16 protein-coding genes are annotated in these 16,252 nt (G+C 66.5%); 7 read left to right on the top strand and 9 right to left on the bottom strand.

Annotated features, from left to right (window positions below):
- Positions 1 to 16: 16 nt before the first annotated feature.
- The 5 genes from egtD to ACKTSM_RS10670 all read right to left on the bottom strand — a co-directional run bounded on the left by egtD (position 17) and on the right by ACKTSM_RS10670 (position 8,163).
- Positions 17 to 1,003: an L-histidine N(alpha)-methyltransferase gene (gene egtD, locus ACKTSM_RS10650; RefSeq protein ID WP_407874628.1), complete on the bottom strand. Its 987-nt coding sequence runs from the start codon at positions 1,001 to 1,003 to the stop codon at positions 17 to 19.
- The gene (gene egtB, locus ACKTSM_RS10655; RefSeq protein WP_407874629.1) at positions 1,003 to 2,286 is read right to left on the bottom strand and encodes an ergothioneine biosynthesis protein EgtB; all 1,284 of its coding nucleotides are present in this window, start codon (positions 2,284 to 2,286) and stop codon (positions 1,003 to 1,005) included. The genes egtD and egtB overlap by 1 nt, the downstream gene beginning before the upstream one ends.
- A 127-nt stretch (positions 2,287 to 2,413) precedes the next feature.
- Positions 2,414 to 3,541, bottom strand: coding sequence for a diguanylate cyclase (locus ACKTSM_RS10660; protein ID WP_407874630.1), 1,128 nt, complete (start codon positions 3,539 to 3,541; stop codon positions 2,414 to 2,416).
- Positions 3,542 to 3,614: 73 nt separating this feature from the next.
- The gene (locus tag ACKTSM_RS10665; protein ID WP_407874631.1) at positions 3,615 to 4,991 is read right to left on the bottom strand and encodes a class II 3-deoxy-7-phosphoheptulonate synthase; all 1,377 of its coding nucleotides are present in this window, start codon (positions 4,989 to 4,991) and stop codon (positions 3,615 to 3,617) included.
- Between the two features lie 136 nt (positions 4,992 to 5,127).
- Positions 5,128 to 8,163, bottom strand: a complete 3,036-nt coding sequence (locus ACKTSM_RS10670; RefSeq protein ID WP_407874632.1) for a M16 family metallopeptidase — start codon at positions 8,161 to 8,163, stop codon at positions 5,128 to 5,130.
- 107 nt (positions 8,164 to 8,270) lie between these two features.
- Between ACKTSM_RS10670 and ACKTSM_RS10675 the strand changes: the two genes are divergently transcribed.
- The 7 genes from ACKTSM_RS10675 (at position 8,271) to ACKTSM_RS10705 (ending at position 12,731) form a co-directional block, all read left to right on the top strand.
- Positions 8,271 to 8,852 carry a NifU family protein gene (locus ACKTSM_RS10675; RefSeq protein ID WP_407874633.1) on the top strand — a complete coding sequence of 194 codons (582 nt, stop codon included), beginning with the start codon at positions 8,271 to 8,273 and terminating at the stop codon, positions 8,850 to 8,852.
- Positions 8,853 to 8,903: 51 nt separating this feature from the next.
- Positions 8,904 to 9,512 carry a malonic semialdehyde reductase gene (locus ACKTSM_RS10680; protein ID WP_407874634.1) on the top strand — a complete coding sequence of 203 codons (609 nt, stop codon included), beginning with the start codon at positions 8,904 to 8,906 and terminating at the stop codon, positions 9,510 to 9,512.
- A 38-nt stretch (positions 9,513 to 9,550) separates the two neighbouring features.
- Complete coding sequence (tsaB, locus tag ACKTSM_RS10685) at positions 9,551 to 10,201, top strand: tRNA (adenosine(37)-N6)-threonylcarbamoyltransferase complex dimerization subunit type 1 TsaB (protein ID WP_407874635.1); 651 nt, start codon at positions 9,551 to 9,553, stop codon at positions 10,199 to 10,201.
- The gene (locus tag ACKTSM_RS10690; RefSeq protein ID WP_407874636.1) at positions 10,198 to 10,671 is read left to right on the top strand and encodes a GNAT family N-acetyltransferase; all 474 of its coding nucleotides are present in this window, start codon (positions 10,198 to 10,200) and stop codon (positions 10,669 to 10,671) included. Before tsaB ends, ACKTSM_RS10690 begins: the two co-directional genes overlap by 4 nt.
- A 145-nt stretch (positions 10,672 to 10,816) precedes the next feature.
- Positions 10,817 to 11,251: a MucR family transcriptional regulator gene (locus ACKTSM_RS10695; RefSeq protein ID WP_407876354.1), complete on the top strand. Its 435-nt coding sequence runs from the start codon at positions 10,817 to 10,819 to the stop codon at positions 11,249 to 11,251.
- Positions 11,252 to 11,401: 150 nt separating this feature from the next.
- A complete protein-coding gene (locus tag ACKTSM_RS10700) occupies positions 11,402 to 11,824 on the top strand; it encodes a Fur family transcriptional regulator (RefSeq protein WP_407874637.1) in 423 nt (140 codons plus the stop codon).
- Complete coding sequence (locus ACKTSM_RS10705; protein WP_407874638.1) at positions 11,817 to 12,731, top strand: lysophospholipid acyltransferase family protein; 915 nt, start codon at positions 11,817 to 11,819, stop codon at positions 12,729 to 12,731. The genes ACKTSM_RS10700 and ACKTSM_RS10705 overlap by 8 nt, the downstream gene beginning before the upstream one ends.
- Positions 12,732 to 12,737: 6 nt before the next feature.
- On the opposite strand, the gene ACKTSM_RS10710 is transcribed toward ACKTSM_RS10705, so the two are convergent.
- From ACKTSM_RS10710 to ACKTSM_RS10725, 4 genes are all read right to left on the bottom strand, one after another.
- Complete coding sequence (locus tag ACKTSM_RS10710; protein ID WP_407874639.1) at positions 12,738 to 13,619, bottom strand: LysR substrate-binding domain-containing protein; 882 nt, start codon at positions 13,617 to 13,619, stop codon at positions 12,738 to 12,740.
- Between the two features lie 98 nt (positions 13,620 to 13,717).
- A complete protein-coding gene (locus tag ACKTSM_RS10715; protein ID WP_407876355.1) occupies positions 13,718 to 14,605 on the bottom strand; it encodes a hemolysin family protein in 888 nt (295 codons plus the stop codon).
- Positions 14,606 to 14,686: 81 nt separating this feature from the next.
- On the bottom strand, positions 14,687 to 15,172 hold the full coding sequence (gene ybeY / locus ACKTSM_RS10720) for an rRNA maturation RNase YbeY (RefSeq protein WP_407874640.1): 486 nt from the start codon (positions 15,170 to 15,172) through the stop codon (positions 14,687 to 14,689).
- Between the two features lie 4 nt (positions 15,173 to 15,176).
- Entirely contained in the window at positions 15,177 to 16,220 is a 1,044-nt protein-coding gene (locus tag ACKTSM_RS10725) for a PhoH family protein (RefSeq protein ID WP_407874641.1), read from the bottom strand.
- Positions 16,221 to 16,252 lie beyond the last annotated feature (32 nt).

The raw sequence follows: 16,252 nt of genomic DNA on the forward strand, positions 1-16,252 counted from the left end.
CCCCGCCGCGAAGCGTTCAGGGTGCGGCACGGTCGGGTTCGGCCTCGGCGAGCATGACGCAGAACCGCTGCTGGCTGTCGAACCAGTCGGCCCTGGGCAGCCAGCCGGCGGCCAGCAGCATCATCCAGGCGGTGCGCTCCTCGAACTTGTGGCTGTTCTCGGTGTGGATCGTCTCGCCCGCTTTCATCGCGAAGGTCTCGCCCGCGACGGTAAAGGTGACGTCGCGGACCGCGCGCAGATGCATCTCGACCCGGGCGCGCACATCGCTCCACAGCGCCTGGTGTTCGAAGGCCTCTTCGGGGATCGTGCCGCCAAGTTCGCGGTTGATCCGGGTGAGAAGATTGCGGTTGAAGCGCGCGGTGACGCCGGCTGCATCGTCATAAGCGGCGAGCAGCACGTCGCGGTCCTTGATGAGGTCGAGCCCGATCACAAGCTGCGCCCCCACGCCCAGCGTCGCGCGCATGTTGCGCAGCAGGTCGACCGCAGTGCGCGCGACCATGTTGCCGATGGTCGAGCCGGGGAAGAAGCCGAGCTTGGGCAGGTCGGCCACTTGCTCGGGCAAAGCCACCTCGCGCATGAAATCGGCTTCGACCGGATAGACCGGGAGCCCGGGGAACTTGGTCGCGAGATCGGCTGCCGATGCGCGCAGGAAATCGCCCGAAATGTCGAGCGGGACATAGGCGGCCGGGTCGATCGCCTCGAGCAGCAAGGGCGTCTTGACCGAAGAGCCCGAACCGAATTCGACCACCGCGCAGCCGGGCGGGACATGGCGGGCAAATTCTGCGCCGCGCTCTTTCAGGATCTCGGTCTCGGCGCGGGTCGGGTAATATTCGCCGAGCCGGGTGATGTCCTCGAACAATTGCGACCCCGCCTCGTCGTAGAGCCAGCGCGCAGGGATCGCCTTCTGGTCCTGTGCGAGACCCGACAGCACGTCGGCGCGGAACGCGGTGTCGACCCCGCTCTCGTCGCGGTTAACCAGTTCAAGCCCTTTTTCGGTGGTCATCAGATATCCTTTGCCAGCCGCAGCCCGGTAAACTGCCAGCGCTGGTGAGGGTAGAAGAAATTGCGGTAGCTGGCGCGCGAATGGCCGCGCACGGTCGCGCAGCTTGCGCCTTTGAGGACGAACTGCCCGCTCATGAACTTGCCGTTATATTCGCCCACCGCGCCTTCGGGCGGCTGGTAGCGCGGATAGGGCAGATAGGCAGAGCGAGTGAATTGCCAGCAATCGCCGAACAGGTGATCGCCGCCCGCGGGGAGCGGCGGCGCTGCCCGGTCGAGCTGGTTGCCGAACGCCGGATCGTGCGCCGGCTGATCGCCTTGCGACCCGCGCGCGATGGCTTCCCATTCGCATTCGGTCGGCAGCCTTGCGCCGGCCCATGTCGCGAAGGCATCGGCTTCGTAATAGGAGATATGCGTGACCGGCGCATCCGGGTCGCGCTTTCGCCAGCCGCAATGGGTGAATTGCTCGTCGCCGCGCCAGTAGAGCGGCGCGGTGATGCCGTGTTCGCGCACCCAGCCCAACCCGTCCGATAGCCACAGCGAAGGCGTCCGGTAGCCGCCGTCTGCGATGAATTCGGCCCATTCGCGGTTGGTAACCAGTTTCCGGCCCAGCGCGAAGGGTTCGATCAGCACGCGGTGGCGCGGGCCTTCATTGTCGAAGGCAAAGCCGGAGCCGTCATGGCCGATCAGCGCCACCCCGCCGGGATGGTCGAGCCAGCCGCTCCCGGCCTCGCCATCCTCCGCCGGTCGCTCGGATCCCGCTCCGGGCGCGTCCCACATGGCCGGGCCGAGCGGGTTCTGGAACAAGGCGTGCTTGATATCGGTCAGCAGCAATTCGATGTGCTGCTCCTCGTGCGCGATACCCAGCGCGATAAGCGGCGCGAGATCGGGATTGGCGAGCAGCGCCTCCATGTTCTCGTCGATGCGCGCGCGGTAAGCGCGCACCTGACCGAGCGAGGGGCGCGAGAGCATGCCGCGCGCGAAGCGGTCGATCCGCGCGCCCTCGGCCTCGTAATAGGAATTGAACAGGAACGGCCAGTCCTCGTCGAACAGGTCGTAGCCGGGCGCGTGTTCGCGCAGGAGAAAGGTTTCCCAGAACCACGTCGTGTGAGCGAGGTGCCACTTGGCGGGGCTGGCATCCTCCATCGACTGGATCGTCGCATCGGCATCGCTCAGCGGCGCGGCGAGCGCCTCGGTCAGCGCGCGCGTGGCGCGGAAACGTGCGGCGAGATCGCCGTGCGCCTCGCTGTCGGTCTCGTGTCGGATACGGCTTTCGGCCAGCGCCATTCTCCTCGCGTCTCCGGGAATGCCCGGCGGTGGACCATGGCGGAAATGCGAGGCGATTGAAAGGGATGGCGCAGCCGGTTTGCACGCTCCACCGCCTGGCTGCCACGCTTTTGCGCGGCGCGATGGCTCATGCGGCCATGCACACCTGGTTGCGCCCGCCATGCTTGGCTTCGTAGAGCGCACCGTCGGCGCGGGCGAACAGCGAAAGCGCGGTGTCGCCGGCCTGGATCGCGGCATAGCCGATGCTGATCGTGACCGGCGGCACCTGCCCGGTCGCGCTCTTGCGGGCGATCGCCTCGCGCAGGCGTTCGCTCATCGCGCCCGCCATGGTGTCGACCGCGCCGGGTATCACCCACACGAATTCCTCTCCGCCGACCCGCCCGATCAGGTCGCCGTCGCGGGCATGGGCCCTGGCGATCCGCGCGATCGTGCGCAGCACTGCATCGCCGGCGGGATGGCCATAGGTGTCGTTGACCTGCTTGAACCGGTCGATGTCGAACACCACCAGCACCAGCGGCATCTGGGTGACCCGCGCATCGAGCACCAGCCGGTCGAGCTTGCGCATCACCTGGCGGCGATTGGCGAGCCCTGTCAGCGCATCGGTCTCGGCCTGTTCGCGCGCGGTTTGCGCGACGCTGATCGCTTCGCGGCGCGCGCTTTCGAGCTCGCGAACGCGTTCCATCTGGGCGGTGTTGTCGCGCACCACGGCGACCACCCGGCTCACCGAGCCATCGGCGGCGCGAAGATTGCAGGCCTGGACCGACATCCACCGCGTCTCGCCGTGGAAGGCATCGACCTCGAACTGCATCGTATAGGGTTCGTCTTCTTCGCTGTGCTCGTTGACCCGCGCCACGAGGTCCATTTCGTGCGCGTAGAGCATGGTCTCGGCATCGCCTTCGACAAAGGCATCATCGTGTTCGATCCCGAACAGCTTGCGCAGCCCGTCCGACCAGTTCTGCACCCCGGTTTCGGGATCGTATTGCCACACCCCGATCCCGGCGATCGATTCGGCCATGCGCATCGTGCGCAACAGGTCGCTTATCGAGCGGGAACGGGCGCGGGCGACGCGGGCGGTGGCGCGCGCCTCGCGCCGGGCGCGGATGACGCCGGTGAGCGCGGCGAGTGCGATCAGTCCGAAGGCAAGGCTGGTGACGAACAGCGCGTCGCTGCCGATCGCCGCATTGGCCACGGCCGCGTCACCGGAAAGTCCGGTCGCGGTGGCGGTGAATGGCGGCAAGGCGGGCGCAAGGGGCATCGGGCCTCACCCCTAGCCGCCTAACCCTCATCACCTTGCCGCCGCCCTACATAGGGAAAATGCGTAGGCCCGCTCAGGCCGCGTGAGTCGCGCGCGGCTCGCCGATCTCGGTGTTGAGCATTTCGGCGAGCAGGAAGGCAAGTTCGAGCGATTGCGCGGCGTTGAGCCGCGGGTCGCAATGGGTGTGATAGCGATCGCCCAGCGCCTCGTCGGTGATCGCGACCGCCCCGCCCACGCATTCGGTCACGTCCTGCCCGGTCATCTCGATATGGATGCCGCCCGGATGGGTGCCCTCGGCGCGGTGGACCGCGAAAAAGCCCTTCACCTCGGAAAGGATGCGATCGAAGGGACGGGTCTTGAAGCCGCTGTCGGACTTGATGACATTGCCGTGCATGGGGTCGCAGCTCCACACCACCTTATGCCCTTCGCGGGTCACCGCGCGCACCAGCGGCGGCAGGCCGTCCTCGACCTTGTCGTGGCCGAACCGGCTGATCAGGGTGATGCGCCCCGGCTCGCGGTCGGGATTGAGCTGGTCGAGCAGCCCCAGAAGCGTGTCGGGGTCGAGGCTCGGCCCGCATTTGAGCCCGAGCGGGTTGCCGATTCCGCGCGCGAACTCGACATGGGCGCTGCCATCGAACCGGGTGCGGTCGCCGATCCACAGCATGTGCGCGCTGGTCGCATACCAGTCGCCGGTCAGCGAATCGCGCCGGGTCAGCGCCTGTTCGTAGGGCAGCAGCAGCCCTTCGTGGCTGGTGTAGAAGCTGGTACCCTGCAATTGCGGGACGGTGGCGGGATCGATCCCGCACGCTTCCATGAAATCGAGCGCTTCGCCGATCCGGTCGGCGGTCTCGGAGAATTTTTCCGCCCACGGCGTGCGGCCCATGAAATCGAGCGTCCACTGGTGCACCTGGCGCAGGTTCGCATAACCGCCGCCGGCAAAGGCGCGCAGCAGGTTCAAGGTGGCGGCGGCCTGCGAATAGGCGCGCACCATCCGGCCGGGATCGTTGCGGCGCTGGGCCGGGTCGAAATCGATGCCGTTGATATTGTCGCCGAAATAGCTCGGCAGGGTCACCTCGCCCTGCGTTTCGGTGTCCGAACTGCGCGGCTTGGCGAACTGGCCCGCCATGCGCCCCACCTTTACCACCGGGCGCTTGCTGGCAAAGGTCATCACCACTGCCATCTGCAAAAGCACGCGGAAGGTGTCGCGGATATTGTCGGGGTGAAACTCGGCAAAGCTTTCCGCGCAATCGCCGCCCTGGAGCAGGAAGGCATGGCCATTGGCGACTTCGGCCAGTTCCTGCTTGAGCGCGCGCGCCTCGCCGGCAAAGACCAGCGGCGGATAGGAAGCCAGCGTGGCCTCGGCCTCGGCCAGTTCGGCCGGGTCCTCGTATCGCGGCAGGTGCCGCGCTTCGCGGGTCTTCCAGCTATCGGGTTGCCAGGTGGTGGTCACGGGTTCGGGTCGCTGTCCAGTTGCAAGGGCCAAGGGGTCACGTCAGGGCGCGCGGTTATCCCTGTGACTTCCAAGTGTAAAGGCCCGCGCGCAATCTAGGAAATTTTGTTTCGCGCATAGCCCATCTTGCGACAGCCTAGCGGCCCGCGGGAATTGCCGCCGCACCGGCGGCAGACCGCGCCCCGCTTGCTGCCTGCACCGCGCTGGCATCGAGAGGGGCAGCGGGCGGCGCTTTGGCCAGTTCCTGCCCCTCGGGGATCACCGCCAGCTTGAGCGGGGTGCGCCGGGCGAAATAGCGGTCCGCGAGGAACTGCATGATCTGCGGGTTGGTCTCGGAAAAATCGGACAAGAGCGTGCGCAGCTTGTCCACCCGAGAGGGATCGACGCTGGCCCCTTCGAGGTTGAAGAGCCAGAACTGATTGCCGGTCGAGGCGCGGCGGATGCGCTGGCCGAGCGGTTCGGTCACGCGCTGGATCTCGTCGTCGGTGGGCGGATTGGCGGCGAGGTCGCGGGCGATGCGCTCGGCCTCGGCGAAGAAAATCGGGACAAAGGCCGGTTCGAGCTGGGCCAGGGCAGTGACCCGCCCGCCGCTGGCAATGTCGGTTGGCCAGCGCGACCAGACCTGCGGCGCATAGCTGGCGCCAGCGCGTTCGCGCAGCGCATCGAGCAGCCGGTTGTTGAAGATCTGGACGAGGATTTCGAGCTGGCGCGATTCGCGGATCGAGGCCATCCCCCCGCCGCTCGGCCAGGCGATCACGGCAGCGGCCTGGTTGGCATCGCCGCGATGGGTCAGGACCCGCGGCTCGGCCGATGCATCCATCGCTCCGGGCACCCGCGCGGCGATGACGGGGTCGATCCTTTCGCGTTCGGGCAGCGCGCCGAATGTCTCGCGAAGCCGCTCGACAATGGCGTCTCGGTCGAACTCGCCGAACACCAGCAATTCGACCGGGCCTTGCGCCAGCAGCGGCTCCCATACCTCGCGGAAACCTTCGGGCGTGACCTCGGCCAGCATTTCGGGCGTCGGCGTGGCGAAGCGCGGATCGCCGCCGGTCGCGACATATTCGAGATCGCGGTTGAGCACCGCGCCCGGACTGGTGGCATAGGTGTTGTAGGCCAGCTCCGCCGCGGCGCGCGCGCGGATCACCGGGTCAGCGTCCCAGCGCGGCATCCCGAGCTTAGCCGCGAACAAATAGAGCTGGTCGGCGACATCGTCCGACCGGGTCTGGGCGGTGAAGGTGAACACCGCGTCGTCGATGGCGAAATCGAAACCCAGCTTGCGCCCGGTATAAAGCCGGTCAAGCTCGTTCTGGCCGAGCTCGCCCAGCCCGGTCTCGACCAGCGCCATTTCGCCGATCGGGGCATAGACCGCGGTGTCGGCATCGAACGCGCGCCAGCCCGCTCCGAAGCGCACCCTGACGGTGACCCGCCCCGGTTCGGCATCGTTCGCCCAAAGGATTGCGCGCACGCCGTTGTCGAAGGCGACCTGTTCGACCTCGAGAATGCCGAGCGCGCCCTGCTCGGTGATCGTTCCGGGCGTTCCGATCGGCGGCAGGTCGTCGAAGGACAGCGCCCCGCCTGCCAGCCGGGCGGTGTCATCGGCCGCCGCCTCGCTTGCCAGCGCCAGCTGGAGCGCGGCCTCATCGGCCTCGCCGATGGCGGGGGTGACATAGACCGAGCGCATCACTGACCCTTCGAACAGTGCGCGGGTGCGGGCGTGGACGTCTTCGGGATTGAGCCGGCGCTTCATCCCGCGAAACACGTCGAGCACCACTTGCGGGGCCGCCACGGTCTCGCGGATATCGACCGCGTTGACGAGGTTGTCTGCGAGGTCGCGGCCCGACTGGACCGGCGCCTGTTCGACCGAATTGACGAAGGCGACCTCGAAAGCGGCTGCCTCGCGGTCGATCTCCTCCTGGGTGGGCGGATTGGCGATCGCGTCCTGGATCACCCCGCGCACATCGGCAAGCGCGGCCTGCCAGTCGCCCGAAAGCGGGGCGAAGGTGACGAAGGTCGCATCGGTCGAGCGCGAGATGTCGTCCTGCTGGACCTGCGCGTAGAGATAGGAGCCCCCGGCACGCGCGCGGGTTTCCAGCCGGCGATTGATGATCGACTGGGCGAGAATGTCGAGCAGCAGCCCTTCATTGTAGACGATCGTGTCGTCGACCCGCCGCCACGGGCGCATCACCGCGAAGGTGAGGTTGCGCGGCATGTCGGGCTCGACCGCGACCGCGAGCTGGCCGATCGGCAGGTCGCTGCCCGGAGCGACCGGGGCGCCTTCGGGCGCGAGAGGGTCGCCGAAATCGGGCGCGACGCCCGGCTCGCCCGTGCCCTGCCAGTCGCCGAACCACATTTCGACAAGCCCCGCGAGCACCATCGGATCGGCATCGCCTGCGACCACGATCACGGTGTTCTCGGGCCGATACCAGCGGTCGTAGAAGGCTTGCACCGCCTCGCCGGTGGCGGCCTCGAGCGTTTCGACCGTTCCGATCGGGTTGCGCGTGGCCAGCCTCTGCCCGGCAAAGAAGGTCCGCCGGGTCAGATCGTTCACCCGCTGCGCCGCGCCGCCGCGTTCGCGCTTTTCGGCGAGCACGATCGGGCGTTCGGCAGCGACGTTCTCATCGCTCAGCACCGGTTCGCGGATCATGCCCGAGAGCAGCCGGAAACTCTCGTAGAGCTTGGCATCGTCGATATCGGGGATGTCGAGCTTGTAGGCGGTGTGGGTGGGACTGGTCTCGGCATTGGCATCCGAACCGAAGGTCGCGCCAAGACGCTGCCAGGCGGCGATCGCTTCGGCCTGGCCGAGATATTTGCTCTCGCGGAACAGCAGGTGTTCGAGCAGGTGGGCAAAGCCCTGTTCCGCATCCTCTTCGTGCAGGCTCCCGGCATCGACACGCACCCGCACCGCGATCTGGCCGGGAGGCACGCCATTGCGCCGCACCGCGTAGCGCAGCCCGTTTTCCATCTCGCCGAACAGCCATTCGGAATCGACCGGGACATCGCTGCCCTCATAAAGCCAGGGCGTCTCGCCCTCTGCCTGCAGCGCGCGCGGGGCCGGGATATCGGGCGTGGGCGCGGGGCTTGCGGCATTGTCCTGCGCGGAGAGCGGCACCGGCAGGGCGGCAGGCACGAGAAGCAGCGAAAGCGCGGCGAATGCGCGGAAAGGCATGGTCATGACCTCTCTATAGGAACGCGGGTGCTGAAGGACCAGTGAATGTGCGCGGCCGATTGCAACCGTCCACGCGCTTGCCGCGCGGGGCCGCGCTCCCTATCTGAAGCCCCATGTTCATCGAAACCGAGACCACGCCCAACCCGGCGAGCCTGAAATTCCTCCCCGGACGCCCCGTCATGAGCGCCGGCACGCGCGAATTTGCATCGCCCGAAGCCGCCGAGGCAAGCCCGCTGGCCGAGGCGATCTTCGACACCGGCGAAGTCGTCAACGTCTTCTTCGGAAGCGATTTCGTCACCGTCACCGCTGCTCCCGGTGCCGATTGGAGCGCGTTGAAACCGCAGGTCCACGCGATCCTGCTCGACCATTTCGTCTCCGAGGCGCCGCTTTTTGCCGGAGGCAGCGCCAATGGCATTGCGGTGCCGCCCGAAGACGCGGAAATGGCCGTCGTCGAAAGCGAGGACGATGCCGAGACCATCGCCGCGATCCAGGAACTGCTCGAAACCCGCGTGCGCCCCGCCGTTGCAGGCGATGGCGGCGACATCGCCTATCGCGGCTTTGCCGACGGGGTCGTCTACCTGACCTTGCAGGGCGCCTGCGCAGGCTGCCCGTCGAGCAGCGCGACGCTCAAGCAGGGGATCGAGAGCCTGCTCAAGCATTACGTACCCCAAGTGACCGAGGTGCGCGCCGCCTGATCGGCGCCGGCCTCCCTTCTTCCTCCCCCTTCCCCCATCCCGAGGTTTTCCATGACCAAGCAATTTCACGGAAACGTGTTGTCCGACGCCGCGCTCGACCAGCTTTTCAACGAGGCGCGCAGCTATAATGGCTGGCTCGACAAGGCGGTGAGCGATGAACAATTGCACGCGATCTGGGACCTCATGAAGATGGCCCCGACTTCGGCCAACATGCAGCCGGTTCGGATCGTGTGGGTCAAGTCGGACGAGGAAAAGAACCGCCTCGCCGAATGCGCGATGGACGCCAACCAGCCCAAGATCCGTTCCGCTCCCGCCACCGCGATCATCGGCTACGACATCGACTTCCATGAGGAATTGCCCTGGCTGTTCCCGCACACCGATGCGAAGAGCTGGTTCGAAGGCGACGAGGAAGGCCGCAAGGAAGGCGCGTTCCGCAATTCCTCGCTCCAGGGCGCGTATTTGATGCTGGCCGCGCGCGCCATCGGGCTCGATTGCGGGCCGATGTCGGGGTTCGACGCCGACAAGGTCAACGCCGCCTTCTTCGCCGATGCGCCGCGTCACCGGGTCAATTTCATCTGCTCGGTCGGCTATGGCGACCCGGAAAGCATTTTCGACCGCTCGCCTCGCCCCGATTTCGATCGTTTCAACCGGATCGTCTGACTTGCGGCCTCGCACGCGCTGAGGCAGGGGCCGAAGCCATGCGCACGCTCGCCATCGAAACCGCCACCGAGGCATGTTCCGTCGCCCTGTTCGAGGACGGGGCGCTCATCGCGCGCGATCACCGCGTTCTGGGCCGCGGCCATGCCGAAGCGCTGGTGCCGATGATCGCCGCCTTGCCCGGCAAGGGGCAAGCGCGGCGCATCCTCGTCTCGCGCGGGCCGGGCAGCTTTACCGGCGTGCGGATCGGCATTGCCACCGCGCGCGCTCTCGGCTTTGCGTGGAAGGCCGAAGTGCTCGGCTATCCCACCCTGGCGCTGGTCGCGGCGATCGCGCGCGAGGAAGCGCAATCCGCGCGCGGCTCCGCGCCAGCGCCGGTCCGGGTCGCGATGGCAGGCGGGCACGGCGAATGGTTCGTCCAGGATTTCGGCCCTGACGCCCGGCCCGAAAACGCGGCACAGTCGCTCCCGCCAGACGAGGCCGCGAGCCTCTCGGCGCGCAGCGTGCTTGCGGGGAACCGCGCGCGCGAGCTGGCCGAGCATGTCGGCGATGACACGGCGCAGGTCCTCGACATCCTTCCCGATGCCGCGCGCACGCTCCTCCTCGCAGGCGCCTTGCAGACCGCGGATCTCGCGCCAATCTACGGGCGCGGTCCCGATGCGGTGCCGATGGCGCAAAGAGGCAGCAAGTGAGCCCCTGCCCCGCACAGGTCGCACGGATCATGGCGGTGATGAACGCCGCCTTCGACCCCGCTTACGGCGAGGCCTGGAACACCCGCCAGGTCAGCGATGCCCTGACCATGCCGACCACCCACGCGATCGTGGTCGATGCGGCGGGCAGGCGGCTCACCCAGCCAGGCGAGGAGGCCGTACCCGCCGGCTTCGTAATGACCCGGCAGGGCGCGGACGAGGAGGAATTGCTGCTGATCGCGGTTCGCCCCGATTGCCGCGAGCGAGGACTGGCGCAGGAACTGATCGCGAAGGCCTTTGCCGATGCGCGAAGCCGCGGCGTGCGGCGCATGTTTCTCGAAATGCGCCAGGACAACCCCGCCGAGCATCTTTACCGAAAGGTCGGATTTGAACCGATCGGGCGCAGACCCAAATATTACCGCCTTTCCAATGGCCTGCGCGTAGATGCCATTACTTTCGGGCGAACGTTATAGTTGTAGATCGGCCGTATTCGGGCCGCCAATTCCTGCAAACCGCATGAATTACCCGCTGCATCGCGCTTGCCATCGGGAGTTGGCTGCTGCATGCCATAGTAATCGGAAATATCCGGACAACAAAAAAGACGAGGAACTCATGCAAATGCAAGATATGGAAATCGACATGAAAGAGACGCTGATCACCCTGACCAGCGATATCGTCGCCGCGCATGTCAGCCACAACGACGTTTCGGCCGACGATGTCCCCGGTCTCATCACCAATGTCTACAAGGCGCTGGCCGATCTCGGCTCCGAAGGCGCTGCCGAAGAAGAACGGCCCGAACCGGCAGTCTCGATCCGCGCCTCGGTAAAGCCCGATTACATCGTCTGTCTCGAAGACGGCAAGAAACTGAAGATGCTCAAGCGTTATCTTCGCACCAATTACGACATGACGCCCGAGGAATACCGCGCGCGCTGGAACCTGCCCGCCGATTACCCGATGGTCGCACCCAATTACGCCGCCAAGCGTCGCGATCTGGCCAAGAAGATCGGCCTCGGTCGCAAGCCCGGCAAGGGTGGCGGCCGCAAGAAGGGCTGACCCGCGCACATCGATTGCGGGGACGCGCGTCTCCGGCAAACTTGAGCAAGCCGCCGCGCCTCGGTAAGAGGCGCGGGTGACTTGTCATCGGCGGCGCTTGGCCGACAATGGCAAGACGGTGCAAACGACCAGCAGCCAGGTGCCTTGAGCTTGACCCAGAAAATCGATCTCGAACAATTGTGCGCCGAAAAGGGGCTCCGCATCACCGAACAGCGCCGCGTGATCGCCAAGGTGCTGTCCGACAGCGAGGACCATCCCGATGTCGAGATGCTCCATTCGCGCGCCTCGGCGATCGACCCCAAGATCTCGATCGCGACCGTCTATCGCACGGTCCGCCTGTTCGAGGAGGCCGGCATTCTCGACCGCCACGATTTCGGCGATGGCCGCTCGCGCTACGAACCCGTGCCCGAGGCGCATCACGACCACCTGATCGATGTCGAGACCGGCAAGGTGGTCGAATTCGTCGATCCCGAGGTCGAGGCTCTCCAGCGCCAGATCGCAGAGAAGCTCGGCTACCGGCTCGTCGACCACCGGATGGAATTGTACGGCGTGCGTCTGTCGCGCGATGACTGACAACCCGGCCGAACACGGGATCGACGCACCTTCGTCCCGGATCTGGGACCTGCGCGTGGCGGCTGCCAATGGCGAGACGACGCCGATCTCGATTGGCGGTTGGATGCGGATCGGCTTGCGCGCGCTCGCGCTGATCGCGCTGCTGATCGTCTTCGTGCCGCTTCACTACCTGTTCCGCATCTTCGCCTATGGCTCCCCCTTCCCGATGTATTTCCTGCGCTTTGCCGCGCGGATCTGCGGGTGCAAGGTGATCACCCACGGCACGCATCTCAGGCGCGATGTCTTCTATGTCGCCAACCACGTCTCGTGGATGGACATCCTCGCCTTGGCAGGCGCGAGCGGCACCGCCTTCGTCTCCAAGGCCGAACTGGCACAGGCGCCGGTGGTCGGCTGGCTGGCAAGCCTCAACCGCACGGTCTTCGTCAAGCGCGAGAACCGGCTGGGCGTGGCCGAACAGATCAATGCGCTCAAGGAAGCGCTTGAGGACAACTGGTCGGTCACCGTCTTTCCCGAGGGCACCACGACCGACGGCCATTCGCTGCTGCCGTTCAAGAGCTCGATGCTCTCGGTGCTCGAACCGCCGCCTGCCGAAGTGCTGGTCCAGCCGGTGGTGCTCGATTACGGCGAGGTCGCCGAATGGATCGGCTGGGTCGGCGATGAAAGCGGGCTCAACAATGCCAAGCGCGTGCTTGCCCGGCGCGGCACCTTCACGCTGCACGTGCACTTTCTCGACCCGTTCAGCCCCGAGGAGTTTCGCGGGCGCAAGGCGATCGCTGCCGAAGCGCGCCGCCGGATCGAGGAATCGCTCGAACAGGCGCTGGGAAAGCCCGTTCGCCCCTTTGCGCACGACGTTCCGCCGATCCGCTATTCGGTAGCGTCCGGCGACAAGGCTGCGCCGCCGGTTTGACCAGGCCTACAGCCCGGCGCGCACCAGCCAGTCGTGGAACAAGCGCACGGGGCGCATTTCGAGCGCGGTCGGCTTGCATACGAACCAGTAGCTATAGGGGCTCTGCACCTCGACCCCGGGCAGGTTGGTGAGGCGGTTGTCGGCTGCGCGGCGCAGGTGATCGTCGTGCATGATCGCGATTCCCAGCCCCTGCGCTGCGGCTTCGAGCATCAGCTGGCCCGAATCGTAATGGTCGATCGCGGCCGGTTCCATGTCGTCGAGATTGTTCGCCTTCTTCCAGGCGGCAAAGCTTTCGGGCAGCTCGTTGTGGATGAGGAAGGTCTGCCGTGCGAGGCTTTCAGGCGTGACCGTGCCGATTGCCGCTGCCATGGGCTTCGAACAGATCGCGTGGACGAGATTGTGGTCGAGCCGGACCGCGTGCAGCCCCGATGCGGGCCCGCGCGACAGGATGATTGCGGCATCGAGCGTGTCGCCCACCCGGTCCTCGAGATGGGGCGCGGTGTCGATGTCGATATGGAGCAGCGGGTGGCGCTTCCTCAGCTCGCCCAGCCGCGGGAACAGCCGCTGGCTACCGAACATCGGCAGCACGCCCAGCCGCAGCCGCAACAGCGAGATATTGTCCGACTGGCTCTCGACCGCGCGGGTCAGCGCCTCGAGATGCGGATTGACCGCCTCGTAGAAGGCCTGCCCCTCATCGGTGAGTTGCATCGACTGGCGCGCGCGGGTGAACAGCTTCTTGCCGACGAAGTCTTCGAGATTGCTGATGCGCCGCGACAGCGCCGAGGGACTGAGCCCGATTTCCTCTGCCGCAGCGCGCGCAGAGCCCAGCCGCACGGTGCGCATGAAGGCTTCGAGAGCGCGAAGGGGTGGCAGGCGGCGTGACGGCATGATCTCTTGCTCCTTCTATTGCAGGAGCTACGCGGCGCGCCAGCCGAAAGATGCAAAAATTTCAATCTCCGCGCAAAACTGGCGCGAAGGTGATGCGATCACTGCACCGGGTCTGCGTCCGCGACGGTCTCCGGCGCGTGGAGACGCAGCCGGGTGACATGGGTTTCGTCGGCGGCGGTGACCTCGATCCGCCAGCCGCTGGGATGGTCGAGCCGGGCGCCGACCTGCGGCACCGCCTCGGCCAGCACGAAGGCCAGCCCGCCGAGCGTGTCGACCGCCTCCTCGACCTCGGCAAGGCGCGGATCGACCAGCTGCGCGACATCGTCGAGTTCGGCCCTCGCATCGCAATCCCACATCCCCTCGCCGATCGGCACGATCAGCGCCTCGGGGGTCTCGTCGTGCTCGTCCTCGATCTCGCCGACGATTTCCTCGACCAGGTCCTCGATCGTGATGATCCCGTCGGTCCCGGAAAACTCGTCGAGAACGATCGCCAGGTGCACCCGGCGCGAGCGCATGTCAGCGAGCACGTCGAGCGCGCCGCGCGCCTGCGGCACGTAGAGCGGCTGGCGCATCAGCACCGTCCAGTCGCGCGGGGGCGTCTTGCCCTTGGCGAGAAAGGCGAAGACGTCCTTGATATGGATCATCCCGATGACGTTATCGAGCGTCTCGCGATAGACCGGCATGCGCGAATGGCCATGTTCGTAAAACTGCGCGACCAGTTCGTCCCAGCCGAGCGCGGCATCGACCGCGACGATCTCGCCGCGCGGGACCGCGACGTCATCGGCATCGTGTTCGCTGAAATGCAGCAGGTTGCGCAGCATCTGCCGCTCGACCGGGGACAGGTCGCCATTGGGGCTCGCCCCTTCGACTGCCTCGTCATGGCCGTTCTCGCCCTCGTGCTCGTCGATCGCTTCCTCAAGCTGCGCGCGCAAGGACCGATCGCCGTCGCCGACACCGATGACTTTCTTGATTGCGAGCCCCAGCATGCCGAAGGGCCCGCCGCTACTCTCCGCGTCTCCCGCGGGGGAATTACTGGAATCGGGCATGGCCCTGGACTTCTTCTCCATTCAGTCTCGGTCACCATATGGGTTGCCGATCCCCATCTTGGCAAGGGCGGCTATCTCGAGCGCTTCCATCGCCTCGGCCTGTTCGTCGCTGTCGACATGGTCGTGGCCGGCAAGATGCAGCAGGCCGTGGACGACGAGATGCGCGGCGTGGTGGTCGAGGCTCACCCCCTTATCGTCCGCCTCGCGCGCGCAGGTTTCGTGCGCGAGCGCGATATCGCCGAGCAGTTCGGGCGGCCCATCATGCGCAAGGCCTGCCAGGTCGTCGCGGGTGAGCATCGGGAAGCTGAGCACATTGGTGGGCTTGTCACGGTCTCGCCATTCGCGGTTGAGCGCGTGGACCTCGGCATCGCTGGTGAACAATACGCTTGCCGACAGCCGCGCATTGGCGAGCGCTGGTTCGACCTCGGCGGCAGCCTCGGCGGCGCGCTCGGCCAGCTGGTCCCACGCGCCTGCGGGCCAGCCCTCGATGTCAATGTCGAGTTCCAAGCGCCTAGCCTGCCGGCCCCTCATAGGCCTCGACGATGCGGCCCACGATCGGGTGGCGCACCACGTCTGCGGCGGTGAAGCGGATCGTGCCGAAGCCTTCGACGCCCTCGAGCTTGCCGACCGCATCGGCCAGCCCGCTCATCGGGTCGCCGCCGGGTATATCGACCTGGCGCGGGTCTCCGCACACCACCATCCGGCTGTTCTGGCCGAAACGGGTCAGAAACATCTTCATCTGTTCGCGGGTGGTGTTCTGCGCCTCGTCGAGAATGACGAAGGCATCGGCGAGCGTGCGCCCGCGCATGAAGGCGATCGGCGCGATCTCGATCTCGCCGCTCTCGATCCGGCGCTCGACCTGTTCGGGCGGCATGCAATCATACAGCGCATCGTAAAGCGGGCGCAGATAGGGATCGACCTTGTCCTTCATGTCGCCGGGCAGGAAGCCGAGCTTTTCGCCCGCCTCGACCGCCGGGCGCGAGAGGATCAGCCGCTGCACGCTGCCGGTCATCAGCTGGCTGACCGCCTGAGCCACCGCGAGATAGGTCTTGCCCGTCCCCGCCGGGCCGAGCGCGAAGATGATGTCGTCGCGCGCGAGGCTGCGCATATATGTGATCTGTGTGGCCGAGCGCGGGACGATGGTCTTGCGCCGGGTGCGGATCATGATCGGCGGCTCTTCCTTGTCGCCTGAAATGATCCCCTCCAGCGTCGGTTCGTTCGACATCGCGATCAGCGATTCGATCGCTCCGGCATCGAGGTCCTGCCCCAGCGCCAGCCGGTCATACATGGTGGTGAGCACGTCGCGCGCACGGGCGACGGCATCTTCGGGACCCTCGATCACCACGGTGTCGCCGCGCGCATGGATCATCACGCCCAGCCGGTTCTCGACCTGAACGAGATTGGCATCGAACTGCCCGAACAATGCGCCCAGCAGCGACTGGTTCTCGAAGTTCACTTCCGCCTGTGCGCGGCGGGCCCCGGTTGTCCTGGAAGGGTCGGGCGAAAGCCTTGGCTCGCCTTGCGGGTCGGTCTTGCGTGTCGGTCTGCGGCCCATGGGGTGGTGCACACTCTCCTGTGTTTCGAGTC

Origin of the sequence: Qipengyuania nanhaisediminis (assembly GCF_045862805.1) — a bacterium.
In the GTDB taxonomy this organism is placed as follows: domain Bacteria; phylum Pseudomonadota; class Alphaproteobacteria; order Sphingomonadales; family Sphingomonadaceae; genus Erythrobacter; species Erythrobacter nanhaisediminis_A.